Here is a 20,538-nt window from a genome sequence, read left to right as displayed (position 1 = left end):
CGCATCCCGGCCGGCGCTCGGTTCGCGGCCGACCTGCTACGATTTCGCCCGATTCCGAGGGAAACCGCATGACGCATCCGTCCGACGACGACCGCACCCACGTCGAGATCACCGGATTCCGCGACCCCGACGGCGGCGCGGCCGAGCGCGATGCCGAAGCACTGGCGCGAATCGGCGGCTACCGGCTGATCGAGCTGCTCGGCCAGGGCGGCATGGGGTCGGTCTGGCTGGCCGAGCAGCTCGAACCGGTCCGGCGCAAGGTCGCGCTGAAACTGATCCACGGCTCGGCGCTGGACGGCCTCGGGCGGGCGCTGTTCGAGGTCGAGCGCCAGATGCTCGCCCAGATGGCCCACCCGTGCATCGCCCAGGTCTTCGACGCCGGCTCGACCGACGACGGTCGGCCGTGGTTCGCCATGGAGTGGGTCCCCGGGCAGCCGGTCACCGACCACGCCGAAGCGCAGGGGCTGGACACCGCGGCGCGCCTGCGGCTGTTCATCCGGATCTGCCAGGGGGTCCAGCACGCCCACGAGCGAGGCATCATCCACCGCGACCTGAAGCCGGCCAACGTGCTGGTCTGCACGGTCGACGGCGAGCCGCTGCCCAAGATCATCGACTTCGGCGTGGCCACCAGCGTGTCCGACCAGGGCGGCCAGCACCGGGCCAACAGTTCCGACCGCGCCGGCACGCGGGCCTACATGAGCCCGGAACAGTACACCGACGACGTGCGCCGGATCGACACCCGCAGCGACGTTTACGCGCTCGGCGTGATGCTGTTCGAACTGTTGACCGGCGCGCGCCCGCCGTCGACCGCCGACCGGGATGCGCTCGATACCTTCCACACGGCGCTGGGCCGCGGCGCCGCATCCCGGATCGACGGCGCCGCGACGCCGGTCGAGGCGCTGACCGCCGCCCGCGGACTCGACCGCGAGCTGCGCTGCATCCTGGCTCGCGCGCTGGCCCCGGCGCGCGAACAGCGCTATCCGTCGGCCGCCGAGCTGGCCCGCGACCTGGAACGGCAACTGGCCGGCGACGTGGTCGAAGCGGTGCCACCGACGCGCCGCTACCGCTGGAGCAAGTTCGTGCGCCGCAATCGGCTCGCGCTGGGCGTCGGCTCGCTGGTCCTGGCGGCGCTGGTCGGCGGCCTCGCGCTGGCGCTGTGGGGCCTGGTCCAGGCCCAGGCCGAACGGGACCGCGCCCAGCTCGCGGCGGCACGCGCCGAGCAGACTGCCGATTTCGTCGTCCGCATGCTCGACTCGATCGACCCGGCCTACGCCAGCGGCGCCGACACCGCCCTGATGCGGCGGGTCCTCGACGACGCCGCGCTGCGCGCCGAGAACGAGCTGGCCGACCAGCCGGACATCCTGGCCGAGATCGCACTGACCATCGGCAGCGCCTACCTCGCGATCGGCGCCGACACGGAGGCCACCGAGCACATCGAGCGCGCCGAGCGGCTCGCCGCGGATCGCGGCGACCTCGAGCGGCTGGCCCTGCGCGCGGCCCGGCAGCGCATCGCACTGGCGGTCCGCCTCGGTGAGGGCGAACAGGCGCTGAGCCGCGCCCGCGCGCTCGTCGAGCACACCGACGCGCTCGGCCCGGCCGACGAGCTGCTGCGGCTCGAGGCCCGGTCGATGCTCGCCCACGCGCTGCAGCATGTCGGCGATCCCGACGCGGCCGAATCGGTGATCGTCGACGTCATCGAAACCGCCGCCGGCGCGGACGACCCGGCCATCGTCGACCTGCGGCTGGAGGCCATGCGAACGCTGGCCCAGCTGCATTCCGACCGCATGCAGCTGGAACGGGCCCACGCGGTCTACGCGCAGATGCTCGACGAACTGGCCGGCCGCGACGACCCGGCCGCGCGCATCCAGCGCCTGTGGACGCTGAACGACCACGCGGTCGTCTTCCTGCGCGAGCAGCGCTACGCCGAGGCCGAACCGCTGCTGCGCGAAACCCTGGCGAGCCAGCGCGAGCTGTTCGGCGACGAGCACCCGATGACCCTGGCGGCGGTCAGCAACCTGGCCGGCAGCCTGCGCCAGCAGGGCCGGCCCGACGAAGCGCTACCGTTCTATCGGGAGACGCTGGACGGGTTCCTCGACCTCTACGGCGAGCGGCACTCGCGCAGCCTGATCGCCCGGCACAACCTCGGCAACTGCCTGCTCGACCTCGGCCGCCCGGACGAGTCCGCGGCGCTGCACCGCGAGGCCCTCGTCCTCGGTCGCGAAGAACTGCCCGACAACGACTTCGTTCTCGGCATGTTCGAACTCGGTCTCGGCAAGAGCGAACTGGCCCGCGGCAACCCAGCAGCGGCCGTGCCGCTGCTCGAGAGCGCCGAGGCGCGGATCGCCGCCGCGGCCGGCGCCGATCACTACCGCGCCGACGAAGCCCGCGATCGGCTCGCGCAGGCGCGCGCCGCGATCGAGCACGACCGGGGCTAGCGGACCGAGCTACCGGATCGGCCGCACGATCCACTAGACTGTCGACTCTGCCGTTGCCGGGATCCACCGCGCCCGCATCCGATGGACGACGACACCGATCGCACCAACGCCGCCGATCAACGGACCGAACTGCTGGGCACCCAGCGCGGCGCCGAAGGCGGTCAGGAAGCCTGCCTGGTGGTGATCCGGGGCGCCCGTCTCGGCGCACGGATCGTGCCCGGCCGGGACGCGGTGGTGATCGGCCGGGACGTCGATGCCGATTTCCAGATCGCCGAGCGCAGCGTGTCGCGCCGTCACTGCCGGATCGTGTTCGACGAGGGTCGGCACTGGGTGGAGGACCTCGGCTCGACCAACCGGACCTTCGTCAACGACGAGCCGGTCGACCGCGCCCCGCTGCGCGACGGCGACCACCTGCGGATCTGCGAAACCACGCTGAAGTTCGTCGGCGAAGGCAACATCGAGGCCGAATACCACTCCGAACTGCACGAGCACAGCATCCGCGATGCGCTGACCGGTCTGTTCAATCGGCGCCATGCGATGGCGGTGCTGGCGACGGAAACGGCCCGGGCGCAGCGCAACGCCAACCACCGGCTGTCCGTCGCGCTGCTGGACATCGACTTCTTCAAGCCGATCAACGACGAGCATGGCCACCTGGCCGGCGACCGGGTGCTGCGCCAGCTCGGCGAACGCATCCTCGCGCGCATCCGCGGCGGCGATACGGCCGCCCGGATCGGCGGCGAGGAATTCCTCGTCGTGATGCCCGATTCCGGTCCGGACGACGCGCTGGAACTGGCCGAATCGCTGCGCCGGGCCGTCGAAGAACGGCCCTTCGACCTCGGCGCGTCGGACCAGCGGATCACGATCTCCGGCGGTGTCGCCGTCTGGCAGCCGGGGATGGACGGCACCAGCGACCTGCTGCGCGCGGCCGATCACCGGCTCTACGCAGCCAAGGAATCCGGCCGCAACCGGATTCGCTGAGCGCGGACACCGGCCGGCCGCGGTCGGCCGGCCGGGACCGCGTGAGGTTCACGCCGCTTCGGCGATGTGTCGGGCCGTGTGCGTGGCGAGGTCCTCCCGGCCCTCGCGCAGGAGATCGCCGAGGCTGACGACGCCGACCCGCTTCTTGTTGTCGCGATCGTCCAGCACCAGCAGCCGGTAGACCCGCTGCCGCGCCATCGATTCGGCGGCGTGCCGTACCTCGTCGTTCATGAAGCAGTACAGCGTCGCATCGGTGCAGACCTGCCCGGCGTTCGCGCGGCGCTTCCACGACGCGCTCCGGGCGCGTGCCGGCGACGCCCTGCCCGCCCTGCCGGGGTGGCCGGCCGGACCCTCGGCGACGCAGGTGCCACTGTTTCCCGAATGATCCGGGACCGGCTCAGAACAACGCCATGCCCATCAGGCCGAGCGAGGCGCCGTAGCCGATCACCCAGAACGCGCTGCGCAGCGTCGGCAGGTCGGCCCAGTAGCAGATCGAATAGACGATCCGCGCGCCGACGAAGGTCAGCGCCAGGCCGGGCAGCCAGGTGCCGGTCGCGCCGCTGATCAACGCCACCAGCACGCCGGCGGCGAAGATCGGAAAGGCCTCGATCATGTTCTGGTGGGCGGCCAGCGCACGGGCGCCGAAGCCGGTCAGCCCCGCCTGCTGCCGGCGCGGGTTGCGGTTGTCGTAGCCGCGCTCGTCCTTGGCCATCTGCATGGCCAGCGGCACCTTGGTCAGGACCACCATCAGGGCGGAAAACAGCAGGCAGGCAATCGCGATCTGCATCGGCACACTCCTCGGGTTCGGGGTCGGTCGAAACCTTACTCGATCACCGCGCCCTGCGCCGGACCGATGGCCTGTTGGAGACCGGCCGTGCCCAGCGGAGTGCGACCCGTTCGCGCGCAAGCGCCCTCCAACAGGTGGACCGGCGATGGCGTCGGACCGAAACCCTGTTGGAGGCCGCTCGCGGACGAAGGGTGGCCCGACCCATTCGCGAGCAAGCGCCCTCCAACAGGCGAATCAGCGCCGGCGCCGGATCGAAGGCCTGTTGGAGGCCGCTTGCGGGCGAAGGGTGGTACGACCGGTTCGCGAGCAAGCTCCCTCCAACAGACGAAAAGAGCGCCGAGGCCGGATCGAAGGCCTGTTGGAGGCCGCTTGCGGGCGAAGGGTGGCCCGACCGGTTCGCGCGCAAGCGCCCTCCAACAGGCGAAGCCAGCGCAACGCCCGAACGAAGGCCTGTTGGAGGCCGCTTGCGGGCGAAGGGCGGCCCGACCGGTTCGCGAGCAAGCTCCCTCCAACAGGCGAATCAGCGCAACGCCCGACCAAAGGCCTGTTGGAGGCCGCTTGCGGGCGAAGGGTGGCCCGGCCGGTTCGCGCGCAAGCGCCCTCCAACAGGCGAAGCCAGCGGACCGCCCGATCGAAGGCCTGTTGGAGGCCGCTCGCGGGCGAAGGGTGGCCCGACCGGTTCGCGCGCAAGCGCCCTCCAACAGGCGAATCAGCGCCGAGGCCCGACCGAAGGCCTGTTGGAGGCCGCTTGCGGGCGAAGGGTGGTACGACCGGTTCGCGAGCAAGCTCCCTCCAACAGGCGAATCAGCGCAACGCCCGACCGAAGGCCTGTTGGAGGCCGCTTGGAGGCGAAGGGTGGCCGGGCCGGTTCGCGCGCAAGCGCCCTCCAACAGGCGAAGTCAGCGGACCGCCCGATCGAAGGCCTGTTGGAGGCCGCTTGCGGGCGAAGGGTGGCCCGAGCGGTTCGCGAGCAAGCGCCCTCCAACAGGTGAATCAGCGATGGCGCCGGATCGATGGCCTGTTGGAGCGACCGCAGGGCGACAAGACCCTCCCCATCGATCAAGCTGGCTAGACTGACGGCATGAACGAACAGGCCCTGCTCCACGGCGACCGCCCGCTGGTCGTCAAGATCGGTTCGTCGATCCTGATCGACGACGCCGGCCGCGCGCGCCGCGACTGGATGGCCGCGCTGGTCGGTGCGCTGACCGGGCGGCCCGGGCCGGTCGTGGTCGTCTCGTCAGGCGCGATCGGACTGGGCCGGCGACCGCTCGGCCTGACCGGTCGGCCGACCTCGCTGGCCGACGCCCAGGCCGCCGCGGCGGTCGGCCAGATCGAGCTGGCCCGGACCTGGGCCGACCTGTGGTCTGCCGGCGGGCGGACCGCCGCCCAGGTGCTGCTGACGCTCGGCGACCTCGAGGACCGCGGCCGTTACCTGAACGCCCGCAACACCTTCGAGACGCTGCTCGAACGGGGCGTCGTACCGATCGTCAACGAGAACGACACGGTGGCCACCGGCGAGATCCGCTTCGGCGACAACGACCGGCTGGCGGCACGCACCGCCCAGCTGGTCGGCGCGGAGCTGCTGGTGCTGCTCAGCGACGTCGACGGCCTGTACGACGCCGATCCGGGCACCACGCCGCACGCGCGTCGGATTCCGTTCGTCGAGCACATCGACGCCGAGATCGAAGCGCTGGCCGGCACCGCCGCGTCCACCGGCTTCGGCACCGGCGGCATGGTGACCAAGATCGAGGCGGCGAAGATCGCCACGGCCGCTGGCTGCCCGGTGCTGCTGACCAGCGGACGGCACGACGAACCGTTCGACGGCCTCGACGAGGGCCGCCGCGGCACCTGGTTCGCGGCCCGCCAGCGCCCGCTGGCGGCGCGCAAGCAGTGGCTGCGCGGCCTGCAGCAGCACGAGGGCCGATTGACGCTCGACGCCGGTGCGGCCGGCGCCCTGAAGCGCGGCGCCAGCCTGCTGGCGCGCGGCCTGGTCGACGTCGACGGCGACTTCCCGCGTGGCGCGCTGGTTCGGCTCGACGGGCCCGACGGCGCCATCGGCCAGGGCCTCAGCGGCTATGCTTCGGACGACGTCCGCGCGATCCGGGGCGCGCACAGCGAGCGTTTCCACGCCCTGCTCGGCTATTCCGGCCGCGGCCCGGTGATCCATCGCGACGACCTCGTGCTGTTCGAACCCGACGAGATGCCGCCATGACCGACGCCCACCCCGTAATCGACCGCCTCGGCCGCGCCGCCCGCGCGGCCGCCGCCGACCTGGCCGCCACCGACCGCGCCGCGCGCGACCGTGGGCTGACGCTGGCCGCCGAGTACGTCCGCGACGAGCGCGCCGCGCTGCTCGACGCCAACGCCCGCGATCTCGATGCCGCGCGCGATCGAGGCCTGGCCGGCGCCATGCTCGACCGGCTGATGCTCGACGACGAGCGCATCGCCGCCATCGCCGCCGGCCTCGAGGCGGTCGCGGCTCTGCCCGATCCGCTGGGCCGCGAACTGGCCCGCTGGTCGAGGCCGAACGGGCTCGACATCGCCCGTGTCGCCGTGCCGATCGGCGTGATCGGCGTGATCTACGAAAGCCGCCCGAACGTCACCGCCGACGCCGCCGCGCTGTGCCTGAAGTCCGGCAACGCGGTGATCCTGCGCGGCGGCAGCGAGGCCGTGCACAGCAACCGCGCGCTGTACCGCACGCTGGCCGAGGCGATCGAAGTGTCCGAGCTGCCGGCCGGCGCGGTGCAGATGATTCCCGACCAGGACCACGCGCTGGTCGGCGCGCTGCTGGCCGCCCATGACTACGTCGACGTCATCGTGCCGCGCGGCGGCAAGCGCCTGGTCGAGCGGGTCCGCAGCGACGCCCGGGTGCCGGTGTTCGCCCACCTCGACGGCAACAACCACCTGTACTGGCACGCCTCGGCCGACCCGGCCATGGCCCGTGCGGTCGTCATCAACGCCAAGCTGCGCCGGCCCGGCATCTGCGGGGCGGTGGAAACGCTGCTGGTCGACGCCGGCGCCGTGGACGAGCTGCCGGCGCTGGTCGACGAACTGACCGAGCGCGGCTGCGAGCTGCGCGGCGACGAGCACGCACGCGCCGCCGACGGCCGCATCGGCGAAGCCTCCGAAGCCGACTGGGACACCGAATACCTGGCGCAGATCCTTGCCGTGGCCGTGGTCGACGACCTCGACGCCGCCGTCGCCCACATCGCCCGGCACGGTTCGGGGCACACCGACGGCATCCTCGCCGCAGATGCCGAGATTGCCGAGGCCTTCCTGGCCCGCGTCGACTCGGCGATCGTCACCCACAACGCCTCGACCCAGTTCGCCGACGGCGGCGAGTTCGGCTTCGGCGCCGAGATCGGGATCGCCACCGGCCGCCTGCACGCCCGCGGCCCGGTCGGGCTGGAGCAGCTCACGACGTTCAAGTACCTGGTTCGGGGATCGGGACAGACGAGGGCCTGAACAGGAGGGACGAGGAGCGAGTGGGCAGCGGCCATGCCACCCTTCGCCCGGCACGGCCGGCCTCCCGGAGTGATTCGATCCGGCGGATCGCTCAGGTCATTCGACGGCCTCGCCGTCGAACCGTTCGACGGTCCAGCCGCGCTTGCGCAGCATCGCGATCACGCTGTCGTCGCCGAGCAGGTGACCGGCACCTACGGCAATGAAATCGCTGCCCGATCCGGCCAGCTCGCGCTCGATGATCGCCACCCAGTTCGCGTTGCGACGGGTGAACACCACCTCGTAGAGCTCCGGATACTCGGCCGCCATTTCCTCGACCAGCAGCCGCTCCATGTCGGCCACGTCGCCCTGCGCCCAGTCCTCGGCCAGTGCGCGCAGCTCGTCGGCAAAGTCGTCGATCTCATCGAAGGTACTTTCCAGCAGTTCGATCTGCAGCGCTTCGGGCAGGTCGGCAAGCAGCCCGAGCTGCTCCTCGACGGTTTCGAGCTGGCGCAGTGCCTGGCCGTCGATCCGCGTGCGAAGCCGCGCCTCGACGCCGGCGCCGGAATCGAAGCCGGACTGCCTCATCGCCATGCTGGTCAAGGTCACCGAGGCCAGCCACGGGCGCATCGGCTCGAGCTGGGCAACCGGCAGGCCAAGCGAATCGGCCACCGTTTCGAGACGCGCGAACTGGTCCCGGTCGAGCACGGCCGACAGCGGCCGTGACAGATCCATGCCCTTTTCCATGACCAGCCGCTGCACCGCCGCACCCCGGGCTTCGGCCGGGTCGATCTCGAACCAGACCTCCTCGGCCTCGGCGAACTGTTCGAGCAGGCGCTCGGTCGTCCACTCCAGGTCGCCCGGCAGCGCGTGGATGGTCGGAAACAGCACCAACTCGCTGTCGGCGTCGCGCACCACCCAGTGCGGCGGCTCGGCGCGCGCGTCGAGCTGAAAGGCGATCGCGGCAACCAGCAGCACCGTCGGCAGCCACGCCGCCCACCCCTGGGACTTGCAGCAGAACATTCGATTCCGGTTCATTCTCGTCACTCCTTGCGGTTCGGGAATCTCAGTGCCGATCGCGCTCGCAGCTGACCGCAATCCGCTCGACCCGCCCGGCGTGCTCGCCCACTGCGGCCTCGAATCGAGGATCACGGGCCGGATCGGACGCACGGATCACGGCAGAAGATACCTGATCGGAGGAAGATCCCATCAACGACACCAGTCGCCGGTGGCGGCGATTCCTTGCAACGCTACGCGACGGTCCGGACGAAGCGGCCCTGCCGGCCGGATGCAGCGCTATGATCGGGGCAATTCAGCCACCCGGAAACACCGCATGTCCGATGCCCGCAAGCAGTTGATCGCCGAAGCCGCCGACGTCGAGCGCCTGTACGACGACATGGCCGTGCAGCTGGCGCCGAAGATCGCCGACGACACGCTGCTGGTCGGGCTGCGCCGCCGCGGCGTGCCGATCGCCGAGGCGCTGGCCGCGCGGCTGGACCCGACGCCGACCGTCGGCGAGCTCGGCCTGAAGCGCTACGGCGACGATCTGTCGCTGCTGCACGACATCCCGCAGGTCGACGAGGAATCACTGACGGTGGACGTGCGCGACCGCCACGTGGTCGTCGTCGACGACGTGCTCTACACGGGAGAATCGCTGCTGCGCGCGACCTGCTTCCTGCGCGCTGCGGGTGCCGTGAAGATCCAGGTCGCGGTGCTGTGCGAGCGCGCCGGCCGGACGATGCCGGTGGCCGCCGACGTCGTCGGCTGCCGGCTCGAGGTGATGCCGGACTGGGTCATCCACTGCCTGGTCCCGCCCTTTGAGGAGGCGCTCGGCATCGAGGTGGTGCACGCCGAGGACGTGCATTGAGCGCAGCGCCCGGTGCGAGCAGGCGGTATCGCTAGCGCGCCGATGCGTCGCGGCCGAAGCGCCAGCCCAGCAGCCCGCTGCCGATCGCGATCCCGGCGATCGGCAGCACGATGCCGACCGGCGAGGTGCTGTCGAGCTGCACCAGGACGAGCGCCATCAGCAGGCCCGAAAGCAGCAGCAGCGTCGGTGCCACGTACCCGACAAGGACATCGATCCACGCTTCGGCGCGATCGTCGGTAAGACTCCAGCGTTCATTCATGCTTCGATCTCCTGCGCCGGAACGAAAACGGCGCATTCACTGCCCCTTGGAATTCTACGCGCGCCCCCGGCGCGATCCCTCGAGGCCGGCGAGCGGCTCGCCGGCCGATCGGTACGGTACTGCTCAGGCGGTCTGGTCGTCGACCGTGGCGTTGGCCGACTGCGTGGCCACGCTCTTCATGCCGTTCTTGCAGCCCGATTCCGAGCTGTAGGTCTGGCTGGTGCCGATGACCTGGCCGTTGGTGGCCTTCAGCTTGAATGTCCACTTGCCGGTCGGCGTCTTGTGGCACTCGAAGCGCGCTTCGTTCTGCGCGTTCTTCTTGACCGATTCCACCCCGTTCATGCAGCTGGCCTTCTTCGCATAGCCTTCGCTGCCCAGGATGTTCTGGCCGTTACCGGCCTTGAGTCGGAAGCGGTACTCGCCCGCCTTGTCCTTGTAGATTTCGAACTTGCCAGCCATGTCGTCTCCCTGATGATGTCGTCGAGGTGGTTCGGACCGGGGCACCCGGAAACCGCGCCCGAGTGCAATATACCGCGAGTCGCCGACGATGCAAATCGCGGCATCGAGGCGTCGGGCGCCCCGATCGACATCACGGCGCGACCATGGCCGGGCGCCCATTCAAACCGCGGACCCCTGGCCGAACACCGAGCCGACCAGCCGGTAGGACGCAAGAAACGTCCCCGCCAGCGCCAGCGTCGACAGCACCGCGCCGGCGACGCGGACCGCAACGCGATCGTAGTCGTCGCGTCGGGCGAACGCCCGGTCCATGACCACGGTGGCCAGCACCACCCCGCCGATACCGACGAGCAGCGAGCCCGCCAGGCCGGCAGCGGCCATGGTCGCGGCCAGGCGAGCCGGAAAATAGACCGATGGGCGGCGGACGATCGCAGCGTAGAACAGCCCGCCGAGCCAGAAGCCGAGGAAGGCGAACAGGTAGATCATCAACAGCAGCAGCGCGATCTTGATCATCGATGCAGGTGGCTCCGCCGGTGAACTCCGCGATCCATTGTCTCCCGGTCGTCGGCCCGGCGCATCGACCTCCGGATCGACGCCCCTTCACCGGCCGGGCTCACGCGCGAATCAGTCGCCCGGCTTGCGGAACCGCAGCGTCATCCGGTTCGACTCGCCGACGGCCTCCAAGGCGGCCCGTTCTTCCGAGCCTTCCTCGCTGGTCCCCAGTGCCGGCGGCAGCCGCCAGACCACGTCGCCGGCGACCGGCCGATCGGCCGGATTGGCGTTGATGTCGCTGGCCGCCTCGAGCTCGAACCCGGCGGCCTCGGCCCGAGCGACCACGAAGGCCTGCGTCAGGTAGCCGGCCGCGCCGGTGGTCCAGCCGTCGTCGGCGTCGTCGGGCGCGGCGTGCTGGACGATACCGAGCACGCCGCCGGGCTTCAGCACGGCCAGGGCGTCGGCGAAGGCCTGGTCGAGAAAATCGTCCACGCCTTCGTTCTGGAACCGCGCCATGTTGTGCAGTGCGCGGATGAACAGCACCGCGTCGGCCGTGCCGTCGAGCTCGGCCGGCCGGTCGCCGAGGAAGAACGCCCCGACCGAGGCGCAATCGCCGCTGCACCATTCGGTCGCGTCGGTCGGGAAATCCTCGACCCAGGTGGCCAGGTCGGCCATGAACTCCTCGGTGGCGAAGCCGAAGTTCTCGAACAGCTTCGGCGGATAGTTCGCGCCGATCAGCCGGCCCTCGGAGCCGAGGTAGGGCAGCAGCACGCGCGAGTACCAGCCGCCGCTCGGCAGCGCCTCGACCACCGTCATGCCCGGTTCGATGCCGAAGAACAACAGGGTCTCGGCCGGGTTGCGCGCAGCGTGACGCGCCTTGTGCGCCTCGGGCTGCGCGGCGAGGATGCCGGCCAGCTTCTGCGCGTTCGGGGTGACGGCCGTCTCGAAGCCGGCCTGCTCGATCAGGTCCTGCGGCGCATCGTCCGAGGCATGGTCCTGCGCATCGACCGCAGCTTCGGTCTCCGCCGTCGCGTTCGACTCGGCCGGCTCGGGCGCCGGCTCGTCGGCCGAACGGCAGCCGACCAGCGCCACCAGCAAGGCGGCAATCAGAATTCGAATCATGGCTGCTCTCCGGAAGGATTCGGGAAGCGTCGATTATCAACCGATCGCCCGGCGATTTCATCCTCCGGTGATCCGAGCGCAGGGGGGGGTCGGGGTTCGGATCCCGGCAACGACCCGGGCTGCCGGTCGGCGGGCCGCGTGCTATATTTTTCCGGCCAATGCGTGGGAGCCAGCCCGATGTCGAGTTCCGACCGACCCGTTGATCCGGACCCGGATGGTCGTACCGTCAACGACGGTCAGGAAGGCGTCGAACGCTATCACCAGGATCTCTACCGCATCGCGCGGCGCGAGCTCCAGCGCATGATGCGCGGCGGCACCATCGACACCGTCGCCCTGGTCAACGAGGCCTACCTGCGCGTGCAGCGCGGCGACCGCCGCTGGAACGACCGCGCGCACTTCCTGGCCAGCATGACCACCATCATCCGGCACGTCCTCATCGACTACGCGCGCGAGCGCAACGCCCAGCGGCGCGGCGGCGACTGGCAGCAGGTCACGGCCTCGGTGCTGGACCGGGTGCCGGGGCCCGAGGCGCCGATCGACCTGCTCGCGCTGGAATCGGCGCTTTCGAAACTCGGGGAACGCTCACCGCGGATGGAGAAGGTCGTCGAGCTGCGCGTGTTCGGCGGCCTGACCAGCCAGGAAATCGCCGAAGCCCTGGACACCTCCACCGCCACCGTCACCCGCGACATCCGGCTGGCCTCGGCGTTCCTGGCCAAGGCCCTGGCCGAGACATGAGTCACGACGACTGGGCGCAGGTCCAGGCGTTGTTCGACGCGGTCTGCGACCTGCCCCCCGCCGAACGCGATGCCGCACTGTCGGCACCCGACGTCCTGCCTGGAGTCCGGCGCGAAGTCGAGGAACTGCTGGCCCACGACGGCGCGGCCGGCCTCGATCGCTTCGCCGACCAGGTCCGTTCGACCGCCGAAGCGCTGGACCACGCCGCGCTGGCCGGTACCGAGATCGGTCCGTGGCGACTGCTGCGTCGGCTCGGGTCCGGCGGCATGGGCGATGTGTTCCTGGCCGAACGCGCCGACGGCCGCTTCGAGGCTCGCGCCGCGATCAAGTTCGTCGCCGGCGGCGGTGAGGGCGCAGTCCGCCTGTTCGAGCGCGAGCGCCGGATCCTGGCCCGCATGGACCACCCGGCCATCGCCCGGATGTTCGACGCCGGCGAGCACCCGCAGCTGGGCGCCTACCTGGTCATGGAATACATCGACGGCCGGCCGCTCGACCAGCACGTGGCGGTCGAACGACTCGACCCGCTGGCCGTGGTCCGGTGGGTCGCGCGGGTGGCCGAAGTGCTGGCCCATGCCCACGGGCGCTTGATCCTGCACCGCGACCTGAAGCCGGCCCACCTGCTGGTCACGCCCGACGATCAGCTCAAGGTGCTGGATTTCGGCATTGCCGGGTTGCTCGAGACCGACGACGGCACGACCACCGCACCCGGCAGCTACACCCCGCGCTACGCCTCGCCGGAACAGATCCTGCACCAGGCCACGACCATGCGCACCGACCTGTTCGCGGTCGGCCTGTTGCTGCATGAACTGCTGGCCGACGGCCGGTCGCCGTTCGGCGACGACTGCGAACAGTGGTCGGCGCGCAAACTCGCCGGTCAGCGCGACCCGCTGCCGCGACCGCCGGGCGTCGGCCGCCGCCGCTGGCGCGACCTCGATGCCATCCTCGGGCGATGCCTTGCCCCGCCCGAAGCGCCGGGCTACGCATCGGTCAGCGACCTGGAAACCGACCTGCAGGCCGTCCTCGACGACCGCCCCGTCCGGGCCCGATCGACCGGGACGCTTGAAGCCATGCTGCGCTGGATCGGTCGCTATCGACTGGCCAGCGCTTCGATCGCCGTTGCGCTGTCTGCGGTCCTGGTCGGCTCCGGCGTGTCGCTGTGGTTCGCCCGCCAGGCCCAGGCCGAGCGCGATCTGGCGGTGATCGAAGCCGAGAAAGCGCGCCAGATCACCGCCTTTCTCGAAGCGGTGTTCACCACCGCCACGCCCGGCGTCGGCAAGGGTCCCGACACGCCGGTCCGCGTGCTGCTCGATGAAGGTGCCGAACGCATCGGCCGCGACCTCGACGACCAGCCCGACATCGCGGCCTACCTGGAACTGGCGATTGCGCGCAGTTACATGTTCCTCGGACTCTACGACCAGGCCCATGCACTGCTCGATCGCCCGGAGCCGGATCCGCCGACCGGGGATCCGGCCACCTGGACCGAACGCGGCATCGTCATGGCCCGGATCGACCTCCTGCGCGGCCGCTATGCCGAAGCGCTCGCGCGGCTCGATGCATTACGCGACCGACCGATGGACGACATCGTCCGGGCCCGGCTCGAACTGCGCCGCGCCGAGTCGCTGGTCAACACCGGCGACACCGCCGGCGCGAGCGACGCCGCCGAACGCATCCTGACGCTGGCCGACGACACGCCGGCCGGGCTCACCCAGCGCGCCGGCGCGCTGAACATGCTCGGCGTCATCGCCTACAACCTGGGCGACTACGAAGAAGCCCAGGCGCGCTTCGAACAGATGCTCGAGGTGCATCTGGACCACTACGGCGAGGTCCACGGCACGACCTCGATGACGCTGTTCAATCTCGGCGGCGTGGCGCTGGCCCGGGGCGAGGTCGACGACGCATTGGGCTACTACCAGCGCGCCGTGGCCGCGTTCGAGACCCTGTTCGAAGTCGACAATCGCACCGTGGCCATCGGCCACCGCGCGCTCGGCATCGCCCACCAGCGCGCCGGCGATGCCGCAGCCGCCGAGCGCCACCTGGTCCGCGCGCTGACCGCACTGGAGCACTGGAACGGCCGTGAAAACCCGGCCTGGCAGGAGGCCGGACTGAAACTGGTGGAACTGCAGCTGCTGAGGGGCCGCACCGACGATGCGCTTCAACTGCTGGCCGAACTGCCCAACCGCGCCGTCGACGAGCTGGCCAGCCACCAGCAGGTCGCCTGCCGCACCGAGCGCCTCCAGGCCCTGCTCGGGCTCATTCCTCCACCCGGGACCGACTGCACCGCCGGCCGCCTGCTGCCGGCATTCTCGCGCGCCCTCGAACACCTGGTCGAAGCCCGCAGCGCCCGAACCACCGACCCCGCCACCTTCACCCGCGCCCGCACCGCCGGTCGCACCGCCGTGGCCGAACTCACCGTCCCCGAACCCCTCCTCGAAGCCGCCTACGACGACCTCGACCGTACCCCCGAGCCCTGAACCCCGAAACGCTCGACCCCCGAAGCCCACCCGTTGATCGACGCCCGGGCTCGATTCCGTGATGTTCAGAAGACCCTTGACTGAACAGGACACGCCATGACGATTCACAACCGCACCGCAGCCCGCTTGGCCCCGTCGCCTCAGCGAACGCTGCTGGTCACATCGCTGACGGCCGCGCTGGCCGCGGTGTCGGGTGCCGCGATCGCGGCCGACTTCCCCGTCAGCTCCTCGGCCGATGCCGGCCCCGGCAGCCTGCGAGAAGCCATCGCCCAGGCCAATACGAACCCGGGAGCCGACACCATCAGCTTCTCCGGCGTGTCCAGCATCACGCTGACCTCGGGCCAGATCGACATCACCGACGATCTGACCGTCAACGGACCGGTCGACGGGGTCGTCATCAGCGGTAACAACACGTCTCGCATCTTCGGTGTGACCCAACAGGGCACCAGCCTCGATCTCGACCGGGTGGTCCTGGTCGACGGCCGGGCCGAAGACGCCGGCGGCCTCGGCAACTGCACCGAAGACACCTGGCGCGGGGGTGCGATCTGCGCGCTGGGGCCGCTCGGCCTGCGCGACTCACGCATCCTCGACAGCGAGGCGGTCGACAGTCGAGGCGGCGCGATCTTCGTGGCCACCGATGGCCTGGTCGCCCTGGAGGACTGCGCATTGATCGGCAACACGGCCTTTCGCCAGGGCGGCGCTGCCAGCATCGGTGCCGGCAACCTGATCGTCAGCAACTGCACCATCAGCAGCAACGCGACAAGCAACACCTCCGCCTACGGTGGCGCGCTGTACGTCGACGGCCCTGCGACCATCGACGGTTCGACCTTCAGCGGCAACGCGACCCAGGGGCAGAACGGAGACGGAGCAGCGCTGTGGCTGCGCGGCGACACGCAGATTCTCAACAGTACCCTTTCCGGAAATGTCACCACCGGCCTGTCCGCCCAGGGCGCGGCAATCATGAGCCGCGAGGGCAACCTCACGCTGCGTTCGGTCACCGTCACCGACAACGTCTCGGCCGCCGGGGGCGCGATCAGTTTCGAAGACAACCTGCCGCGCACGTTCGACCTGGTCAGTACCGTTCTTTCGGGCAACACCGGCCCGGAGGGCAACCTGCAGGCCTTCGCCGACGTCGATGGACCGATCACGGTCAACGCCCAGGTCTCGCTGTTCGGCGACCCCATCAATGAAATCGACGGCACCAGTTTCGGCAACCAGTACCTCGACGACCCGGTGCTCGGACCGCTGACCGACAACGGTTGTGCGGTGCCGTCGGGCGTGTCCGGTCTCGGCATCGTGCCGGCAGCGGGCTGCGCGCCGACCCACCTGCCGCAGCTCGGAAGCCCGGTGATCGACGCCGGCGAGAATGGCCTCGACGCATTCGACCAGCGGGGCAGCGGGTTCCCGCGCCAGCTCTTCGACGGGGTCGACATCGGCGCGGTCGAGTTCGAAGGCGCGATCGTCGGCCCACCGCTGCCGCCGGCCACACCGGTTCCGACCCTGAGCAACTGGACACTGGCGCTGCTGGGTGCCCTGATGGGCGGGCTCGGTGTGATCGCGTCGCGCCGACGCCGGGTCCTTGCACAGCGCTGAGGCGCGCTCGATTCGTGCCGACGGCCTCATCGGGCCGGCCCGGGCAAGCCGCCGGGTCGGCTCGTTTCGTTCGCCCGGCACCGCCCCACCGGACCGCTCGAACCGCGAACCCGACCGCCCATCCCCGGAACGGGCGCGGCTCGACGGAAGCGGGTATGCTCGACGAACCATCCCGCGGAGGGATCCCGTCGTGCCGAAGAACCGCTTTCTCGGAGTGCTCCTGCTGGCCGGCGGCCTCTACCTGCTGTGGATGGCGCTGCAGGTGGCCGACCGGACCGGCGGCGGTTGGTACAGCCAGGTCATGACCGGCGCGATCAGCGACCAGGCGCTGCTCTACGGCGTCGCCGGGATCGTGCTGTCGGCGGTCGGACTGGCGATGGCCCGGCGACGCTGACGCCGGCCCGATTCCGCGCCGGCGGCCTGCGGGGTGCATCGATCGGGCCGCTCGGGCACAATGACCGGCGTCCGTTCCGTCTTCGTCAGGATTCCCGCCATGCACCGTCTCTTCTTTCTGTTGGCCGGCCTGTGGGCCGCTCCGCTGATCGCCTCCGAGCCTTCTCCGGAATTCGACGTGGTCGAAGGCCACCTTGAAATCGTCTGGGGCGATCCGCTGGCCGGTTCGGGCGCGCCGGCCCTGAAACAGTTCTCCCTGGCCGGTGACGACGGCAGCCGGATTCCGCTGACCGTCAGCCGGGAGCTCGCCGCCGCGCACGGCGGATTCCTCGACTGGTTCGGCCAACGCGTTCGTGTGCACCTGGATCCCGAGCCGGTCGAAACGGCCCGCGATGCTCGACGCGGCGTCCGGCGGGCCCGCGCGCTGACGCTGCTCGAAGGCCGCGATGCCGCCCGCGGCGGGATCACCGGCTCGCAGCCCTGGGTCTCGATCCTGTGCAGGTTTTCCGACATCGCCGCCGAGCCGAACGACCTGGCCTACTTCGAAGGCATGTACGGTACGAACTTCGGTGAACTCGACGACTACTGGCGCAAGCAGTCCTACGGCGCCATCGACATCGTCGGCAGCATCGCGGTGGACTGGGTCACACTGCCCCGACCGCAGTCGTTCTACGCGCCGACACCGGGTAGCGGATTCGACGCCGACAAGGGCGCGCTGTTCGACGACTGCAGCGAGGCGGCCGACCCGTTCGTCGACTTCTCCAACGGCGGCACCGGCGGCTTCGCCGGCATCAACCAGATGTTCAACGACGTGCTGGACTGCTGCGCCTGGGGCGGTGGTCGGTTCGCCTCGCTGGACGGCGTCAGCAAGGTCTGGCGGGTCACCTGGAACCCGCCCTGGGCCCAGAACGCGGCGGTCATCGCCCACGAGATGGGCCATGGCTTCGGACTGCCCCACGCCAACAACTTCGACGGCGACGGCGACCCCTACGACAGCCCCTGGGACGTGATGAGCTCGGCCTTCCTGAACGCGGTCGACACCGGTCCGTACGGCATCCAGGGCAAGCACCACACGGCCTACCACAAGTCCCGGCTGGGCTGGCTCGCGCCCGGCGAGGTGCTGGTCGTCAACGAGGGCGATGCGGTCACGGCCATCGTCGATCACATGGCGCTGCCGAGCACCACGAACCTGCGCGCGGTCGAAATCCCGATTCCCGGCACCGACGACTGGTACACCGTGGAGGTGCGCGACCGGGTCGGTTACGACGGCCAGCTGCCCGGCAACGCCGTGATCATCTCGCAGGTCGACACCGGACGCCCCGAACCGGCCTGGGCCATCGACACCGACGATCCACCGGCGAACTTCGGCAGCAACGAGGGCACCATGTTCCGGGTCGGCGAGGTCTTCGAAGACCCCGCCGTCGGCATCCGCGTGGCGGTCATCGCGGCCACCGCCGAAGGCTTCGAACTCGACATCGAATCGATCCTGTCCGACGACGTCTTCCTCGACGGCTTCGAGATCGCCGGTCCGTAGCCGCGGCGTCACACCCGGCCAGGCCGGGCGAAGGGTGATGCCACCGACGATTTCGCCGTCGTTCCGGGGCACCGAGGGCGAACCGGCAACCTCCATGCCCCAGCCATCATCCCGGGGCACCGAGGGCGAACCCGGGATCTCCGCGCCCCACCCGTCATCCCGGGACGGCGGGGACCACAGAGCCGAGTCCGCCGGCCGCGTCCATAGCCGACCCGGACCGAGGATCCGGACCAACCGGTATCGAAGCGCAACGCTGCGGACACCATCCGGTCGTTGGCCAGACGCCGCCGATCGTGCAGAATGCCGTCGGACCCCGGAAGGCAGGCGCCCATGCACCGCATCCTGATCGACAAGCCCGGCGGCTTCGATGCCTTGAGGCTGATCGAAGAACCCGATCCCGTGCCCGGGCCGTGCGAGGTGGTGATCGCCGTCCAGGCCGCCGGGGTCAACTACGCCGACGGCATCATCCGCATGGGCCTGTACGAGTCGGCAAAGACACTGCATGGCTATCCGATCACCCCCGGGTTCGAAGTCGCCGGCACGATCGCGGCCGTCGGCGACGACGTCGACGGCTGGTCGGTCGGCGACGAGGTCATCGGGCTGACGCTGTTCAACGGCTACGCCACCCGGCTGAAGATCCGCGCCGACGGTGTATTCGCCAAACCCCGGCAACTGGACATGGCCGAAGCGGCAACGATCCCGACGGTGTTCCTGACCGCCGACTGGATGGTCCATCGGCAGGTCCACCCGGAGCCGGGCGACACCTGGCTGGTCCACTCGGCGGCCGGCGGGGTCGGCTCGGCGCTGGTCCAGCTCGGTCGGCGGGCCGGCGTGCGCGTGGTCGGCGTGGTCGGGCGCAGCCACAAGGTCGAGTACGTGAACGGCATGGGCGCCGAGGCCGTGATCGATGCGGCGACCGACGACCTGTGGTCGCGCGCGGCAGACCTCGCGCCGGACGGCTACCACGCCATCTTCGACGCCAACGGGGTCAAGACGCTCAAGCAGAGCTACGACCACCTCGCCCCCACCGGCAAGCTGGTCGTCTACGGCTTCGCCTCGATGCTGCCGCGCAACGGTCGATTGAACTGGCTCCGGCTGGCCCGCGACTGGCTGCGCACCCCGCGCTTCAACCCGATGGACATGACGAAATCGAACAAGAGCGTCATGGCCGCGAACCTCAGCTTCCTGCAGTCGCACGCCCCGATGCTGCGGGCGCACATGCTGCGGCTGCTCGAACAATTCGAGCAGGGCGCACTGACGCCGCTGCCGGTCGAAACCCATCGGCTGGCCGATGCGGCCGAAGCGCAGCGGCGGATCGAATCCGGCGAGACCCTCGGCAAGCTGGCGCTGACCTGCGCTTGAGCCCGGGAACGTCCGAACCGGCGTTCGCGAGCACGCGCCCTCCCACAGGCAACTCGGGCGGAATGGCCGTGGGAGGCCGACTGTGCCGGCCGAAAAGTGGCCGGACCGGTTCGCGCGGAGACCCGCCCTCGCACCGTCGAAACGAACCGAGCGCGCTCTCCACACCTCCGTCGTCCCGGGGCGCCGAGGGCGAACCCGGAACCTGTTCCACACCTCTGTCGTCCCGGGGCGCCGAAAGCGAACCCGGGACCTGTTCCACACCTCCGTCGTCCCCGGGGCGCCGAGGGCGAACCCGGGACCTGTTCTACACCTCCGTCGTTCCGGGGCGCCGAAGGCGAACCCGGGACCTCGTGACGGAATCGCCCATCGAACCGAAGCGCCGGCATCGGGAGGTTCCGGGTTCGCCTGCTCGGCGCCCCGGAACGACGGGAATACCTTCGCGCGGAACCCCCCTTCCCAACGCAGAAACGAGCCGAGCGCGCTCTCCACACCTCCGTCGACCCGGGGCGCCGAAGGCGAACCCGGGACCTGTTCCACAGCTCCGTCGTCCCGGGGCGCCGAAGGCGAACCCGGGACCTCGTGACGAAATCGCCCATCGAACCGAAGCGCCGGC

At 70.4% G+C, this 20,538-nt stretch carries 19 protein-coding genes; 12 read left to right on the top strand and 7 right to left on the bottom strand.

The annotated features are described in order from the left end of the window. The first annotated feature begins 68 nt into the window (after nucleotides 1-68). Together HFP89_RS10715 and HFP89_RS10710 are read left to right on the top strand one after the other, a co-directional pair. Nucleotides 69-2,435, top strand: a complete 2,367-nt coding sequence (locus tag HFP89_RS10715) for a serine/threonine-protein kinase (protein WP_168717658.1) — start codon at nucleotides 69-71, stop codon at nucleotides 2,433-2,435. 81 nt (nucleotides 2,436-2,516) lie between these two features. After that, nucleotides 2,517-3,413, top strand: a complete 897-nt coding sequence (locus HFP89_RS10710; protein WP_168717657.1) for a GGDEF domain-containing protein — start codon at nucleotides 2,517-2,519, stop codon at nucleotides 3,411-3,413. A gap of 48 nt (nucleotides 3,414-3,461) precedes the next feature. On the opposite strand, the gene HFP89_RS10705 is transcribed toward HFP89_RS10710, so the two are convergent. Then, complete coding sequence (locus HFP89_RS10705; protein ID WP_168717656.1) at nucleotides 3,462-3,644, bottom strand: CBS domain-containing protein; 183 nt, start codon at nucleotides 3,642-3,644, stop codon at nucleotides 3,462-3,464. Here HFP89_RS10705 and HFP89_RS10700 point away from each other — a divergent pair. Then, complete coding sequence (locus tag HFP89_RS10700; RefSeq protein ID WP_168717655.1) at nucleotides 3,643-3,798, top strand: hypothetical protein; 156 nt, start codon at nucleotides 3,643-3,645, stop codon at nucleotides 3,796-3,798. The genes HFP89_RS10705 and HFP89_RS10700 overlap by 2 nt on opposite strands. 12 nt (nucleotides 3,799-3,810) lie before the next feature. On the opposite strand, the gene HFP89_RS10695 is transcribed toward HFP89_RS10700, so the two are convergent. Beyond that, complete coding sequence (locus tag HFP89_RS10695; protein WP_168717654.1) at nucleotides 3,811-4,200, bottom strand: MAPEG family protein; 390 nt, start codon at nucleotides 4,198-4,200, stop codon at nucleotides 3,811-3,813. A 1,081-nt stretch (nucleotides 4,201-5,281) separates the two neighbouring features. Between HFP89_RS10695 and proB the strand changes: the two genes are divergently transcribed. Next, a complete protein-coding gene (gene proB, locus HFP89_RS10690; protein WP_168717653.1) occupies nucleotides 5,282-6,412 on the top strand; it encodes a glutamate 5-kinase in 1,131 nt (376 codons plus the stop codon). After that, nucleotides 6,409-7,665: a glutamate-5-semialdehyde dehydrogenase gene (locus HFP89_RS10685; RefSeq protein ID WP_168717652.1), complete on the top strand. Its 1,257-nt coding sequence runs from the start codon at nucleotides 6,409-6,411 to the stop codon at nucleotides 7,663-7,665. The genes proB and HFP89_RS10685 overlap by 4 nt, the downstream gene beginning before the upstream one ends. A 96-nt stretch (nucleotides 7,666-7,761) precedes the next feature. On the opposite strand, the gene HFP89_RS10680 is transcribed toward HFP89_RS10685, so the two are convergent. After that, complete coding sequence (locus tag HFP89_RS10680) at nucleotides 7,762-8,679, bottom strand: TraB/GumN family protein (protein ID WP_168717651.1); 918 nt, start codon at nucleotides 8,677-8,679, stop codon at nucleotides 7,762-7,764. A gap of 295 nt (nucleotides 8,680-8,974) precedes the next feature. On the opposite strand from HFP89_RS10680, the gene HFP89_RS10675 reads away from it, so the two are divergent. Continuing rightward, nucleotides 8,975-9,508, top strand: a complete 534-nt coding sequence (locus HFP89_RS10675; RefSeq protein ID WP_168717650.1) for a phosphoribosyltransferase family protein — start codon at nucleotides 8,975-8,977, stop codon at nucleotides 9,506-9,508. A gap of 31 nt (nucleotides 9,509-9,539) precedes the next feature. Here HFP89_RS10675 and HFP89_RS10670 read toward each other — a convergent pair whose 3' ends face one another. The 4 genes from HFP89_RS10670 to HFP89_RS10655 form a co-directional block, all read right to left on the bottom strand. Beyond that, the gene (locus HFP89_RS10670) at nucleotides 9,540-9,767 is read right to left on the bottom strand and encodes a hypothetical protein (RefSeq protein WP_168717649.1); all 228 of its coding nucleotides are present in this window, start codon (nucleotides 9,765-9,767) and stop codon (nucleotides 9,540-9,542) included. Nucleotides 9,768-9,890: 123 nt separating this feature from the next. Next, a complete protein-coding gene (locus HFP89_RS10665) occupies nucleotides 9,891-10,226 on the bottom strand; it encodes a YegP family protein (RefSeq protein ID WP_168717648.1) in 336 nt (111 codons plus the stop codon). A gap of 159 nt (nucleotides 10,227-10,385) precedes the next feature. Further along, nucleotides 10,386-10,736, bottom strand: a complete 351-nt coding sequence (locus HFP89_RS10660) for a hypothetical protein (protein ID WP_168717647.1) — start codon at nucleotides 10,734-10,736, stop codon at nucleotides 10,386-10,388. 111 nt (nucleotides 10,737-10,847) lie between these two features. Further along, the gene (locus tag HFP89_RS10655; RefSeq protein ID WP_168717646.1) at nucleotides 10,848-11,837 is read right to left on the bottom strand and encodes a class I SAM-dependent methyltransferase; all 990 of its coding nucleotides are present in this window, start codon (nucleotides 11,835-11,837) and stop codon (nucleotides 10,848-10,850) included. A gap of 177 nt (nucleotides 11,838-12,014) precedes the next feature. Here HFP89_RS10655 and HFP89_RS10650 point away from each other — a divergent pair, with 177 nt between their 5' ends. From HFP89_RS10650 to HFP89_RS10625, 6 genes are all read left to right on the top strand, one after another. Further along, on the top strand, nucleotides 12,015-12,572 hold the full coding sequence (locus tag HFP89_RS10650; RefSeq protein WP_168717645.1) for an ECF-type sigma factor: 558 nt from the start codon (nucleotides 12,015-12,017) through the stop codon (nucleotides 12,570-12,572). Further along, a complete protein-coding gene (locus tag HFP89_RS10645) occupies nucleotides 12,569-15,043 on the top strand; it encodes a serine/threonine-protein kinase (RefSeq protein WP_168717644.1) in 2,475 nt (824 codons plus the stop codon). The genes HFP89_RS10650 and HFP89_RS10645 overlap by 4 nt, the downstream gene beginning before the upstream one ends. A 96-nt stretch (nucleotides 15,044-15,139) precedes the next feature. Further along, nucleotides 15,140-16,636 (top strand): right-handed parallel beta-helix repeat-containing protein, encoded by a 1,497-nt coding sequence (locus HFP89_RS10640; protein ID WP_168717643.1) that lies wholly within the window; start codon nucleotides 15,140-15,142, stop codon nucleotides 16,634-16,636. Between the two features lie 190 nt (nucleotides 16,637-16,826). After that, the gene (locus HFP89_RS16335; protein ID WP_168717642.1) at nucleotides 16,827-17,030 is read left to right on the top strand and encodes a DUF3185 family protein; all 204 of its coding nucleotides are present in this window, start codon (nucleotides 16,827-16,829) and stop codon (nucleotides 17,028-17,030) included. A 99-nt stretch (nucleotides 17,031-17,129) separates the two neighbouring features. Next, nucleotides 17,130-18,563, top strand: a complete 1,434-nt coding sequence (locus HFP89_RS10630; protein WP_168717641.1) for a hypothetical protein — start codon at nucleotides 17,130-17,132, stop codon at nucleotides 18,561-18,563. 330 nt (nucleotides 18,564-18,893) lie between these two features. After that, the gene (locus HFP89_RS10625; protein WP_168717640.1) at nucleotides 18,894-19,925 is read left to right on the top strand and encodes a zinc-binding dehydrogenase; all 1,032 of its coding nucleotides are present in this window, start codon (nucleotides 18,894-18,896) and stop codon (nucleotides 19,923-19,925) included. The last annotated feature ends 613 nt before the right edge of the window (nucleotides 19,926-20,538 follow it).

Origin of the sequence: Wenzhouxiangella sp. XN79A, from assembly GCF_012272825.1 — a bacterium.
GTDB lineage: Bacteria > Pseudomonadota > Gammaproteobacteria > Xanthomonadales > Wenzhouxiangellaceae.
The sequence above is the reverse complement of the archived record's forward strand: the minus strand, read 5'-3'. Positions and strand labels throughout refer to the sequence as shown.

Bases quoted from the DNA above. Each gene is read 5' to 3' on its own strand.
- HFP89_RS10715 (WP_168717658.1), top strand. From the start codon at position 69: ATGACGCATCCGTCCGACGACGACCGCACCCACGTCGAGATCACCGGA.
- HFP89_RS10710 (WP_168717657.1), top strand. From the start codon at position 2,517: ATGGACGACGACACCGATCGCACCAACGCCGCCGATCAACGGACCGAA.
- HFP89_RS10700 (WP_168717655.1), top strand. From the start codon at position 3,643: ATGAAGCAGTACAGCGTCGCATCGGTGCAGACCTGCCCGGCGTTCGCG.
- HFP89_RS10705 (WP_168717656.1), bottom strand. From the start codon at position 3,644: ATGAACGACGAGGTACGGCACGCCGCCGAATCGATGGCGCGGCAGCGG.
- HFP89_RS10695 (WP_168717654.1), bottom strand. From the start codon at position 4,200: ATGCAGATCGCGATTGCCTGCCTGCTGTTTTCCGCCCTGATGGTGGTC.
- proB (WP_168717653.1), top strand. From the start codon at position 5,282: ATGAACGAACAGGCCCTGCTCCACGGCGACCGCCCGCTGGTCGTCAAG.
- HFP89_RS10685 (WP_168717652.1), top strand. From the start codon at position 6,409: ATGACCGACGCCCACCCCGTAATCGACCGCCTCGGCCGCGCCGCCCGC.
- HFP89_RS10680 (WP_168717651.1), bottom strand. From the start codon at position 8,679: ATGAACCGGAATCGAATGTTCTGCTGCAAGTCCCAGGGGTGGGCGGCG.
- HFP89_RS10675 (WP_168717650.1), top strand. From the start codon at position 8,975: ATGTCCGATGCCCGCAAGCAGTTGATCGCCGAAGCCGCCGACGTCGAG.
- HFP89_RS10670 (WP_168717649.1), bottom strand. From the start codon at position 9,767: ATGAATGAACGCTGGAGTCTTACCGACGATCGCGCCGAAGCGTGGATC.
- HFP89_RS10665 (WP_168717648.1), bottom strand. From the start codon at position 10,226: ATGGCTGGCAAGTTCGAAATCTACAAGGACAAGGCGGGCGAGTACCGC.
- HFP89_RS10660 (WP_168717647.1), bottom strand. From the start codon at position 10,736: ATGATCAAGATCGCGCTGCTGCTGTTGATGATCTACCTGTTCGCCTTC.
- HFP89_RS10655 (WP_168717646.1), bottom strand. From the start codon at position 11,837: ATGATTCGAATTCTGATTGCCGCCTTGCTGGTGGCGCTGGTCGGCTGC.
- HFP89_RS10650 (WP_168717645.1), top strand. From the start codon at position 12,015: ATGTCGAGTTCCGACCGACCCGTTGATCCGGACCCGGATGGTCGTACC.
- HFP89_RS10645 (WP_168717644.1), top strand. From the start codon at position 12,569: ATGAGTCACGACGACTGGGCGCAGGTCCAGGCGTTGTTCGACGCGGTC.
- HFP89_RS10640 (WP_168717643.1), top strand. From the start codon at position 15,140: ATGACGATTCACAACCGCACCGCAGCCCGCTTGGCCCCGTCGCCTCAG.
- HFP89_RS10630 (WP_168717641.1), top strand. From the start codon at position 17,130: ATGCACCGTCTCTTCTTTCTGTTGGCCGGCCTGTGGGCCGCTCCGCTG.
- HFP89_RS10625 (WP_168717640.1), top strand. From the start codon at position 18,894: ATGCACCGCATCCTGATCGACAAGCCCGGCGGCTTCGATGCCTTGAGG.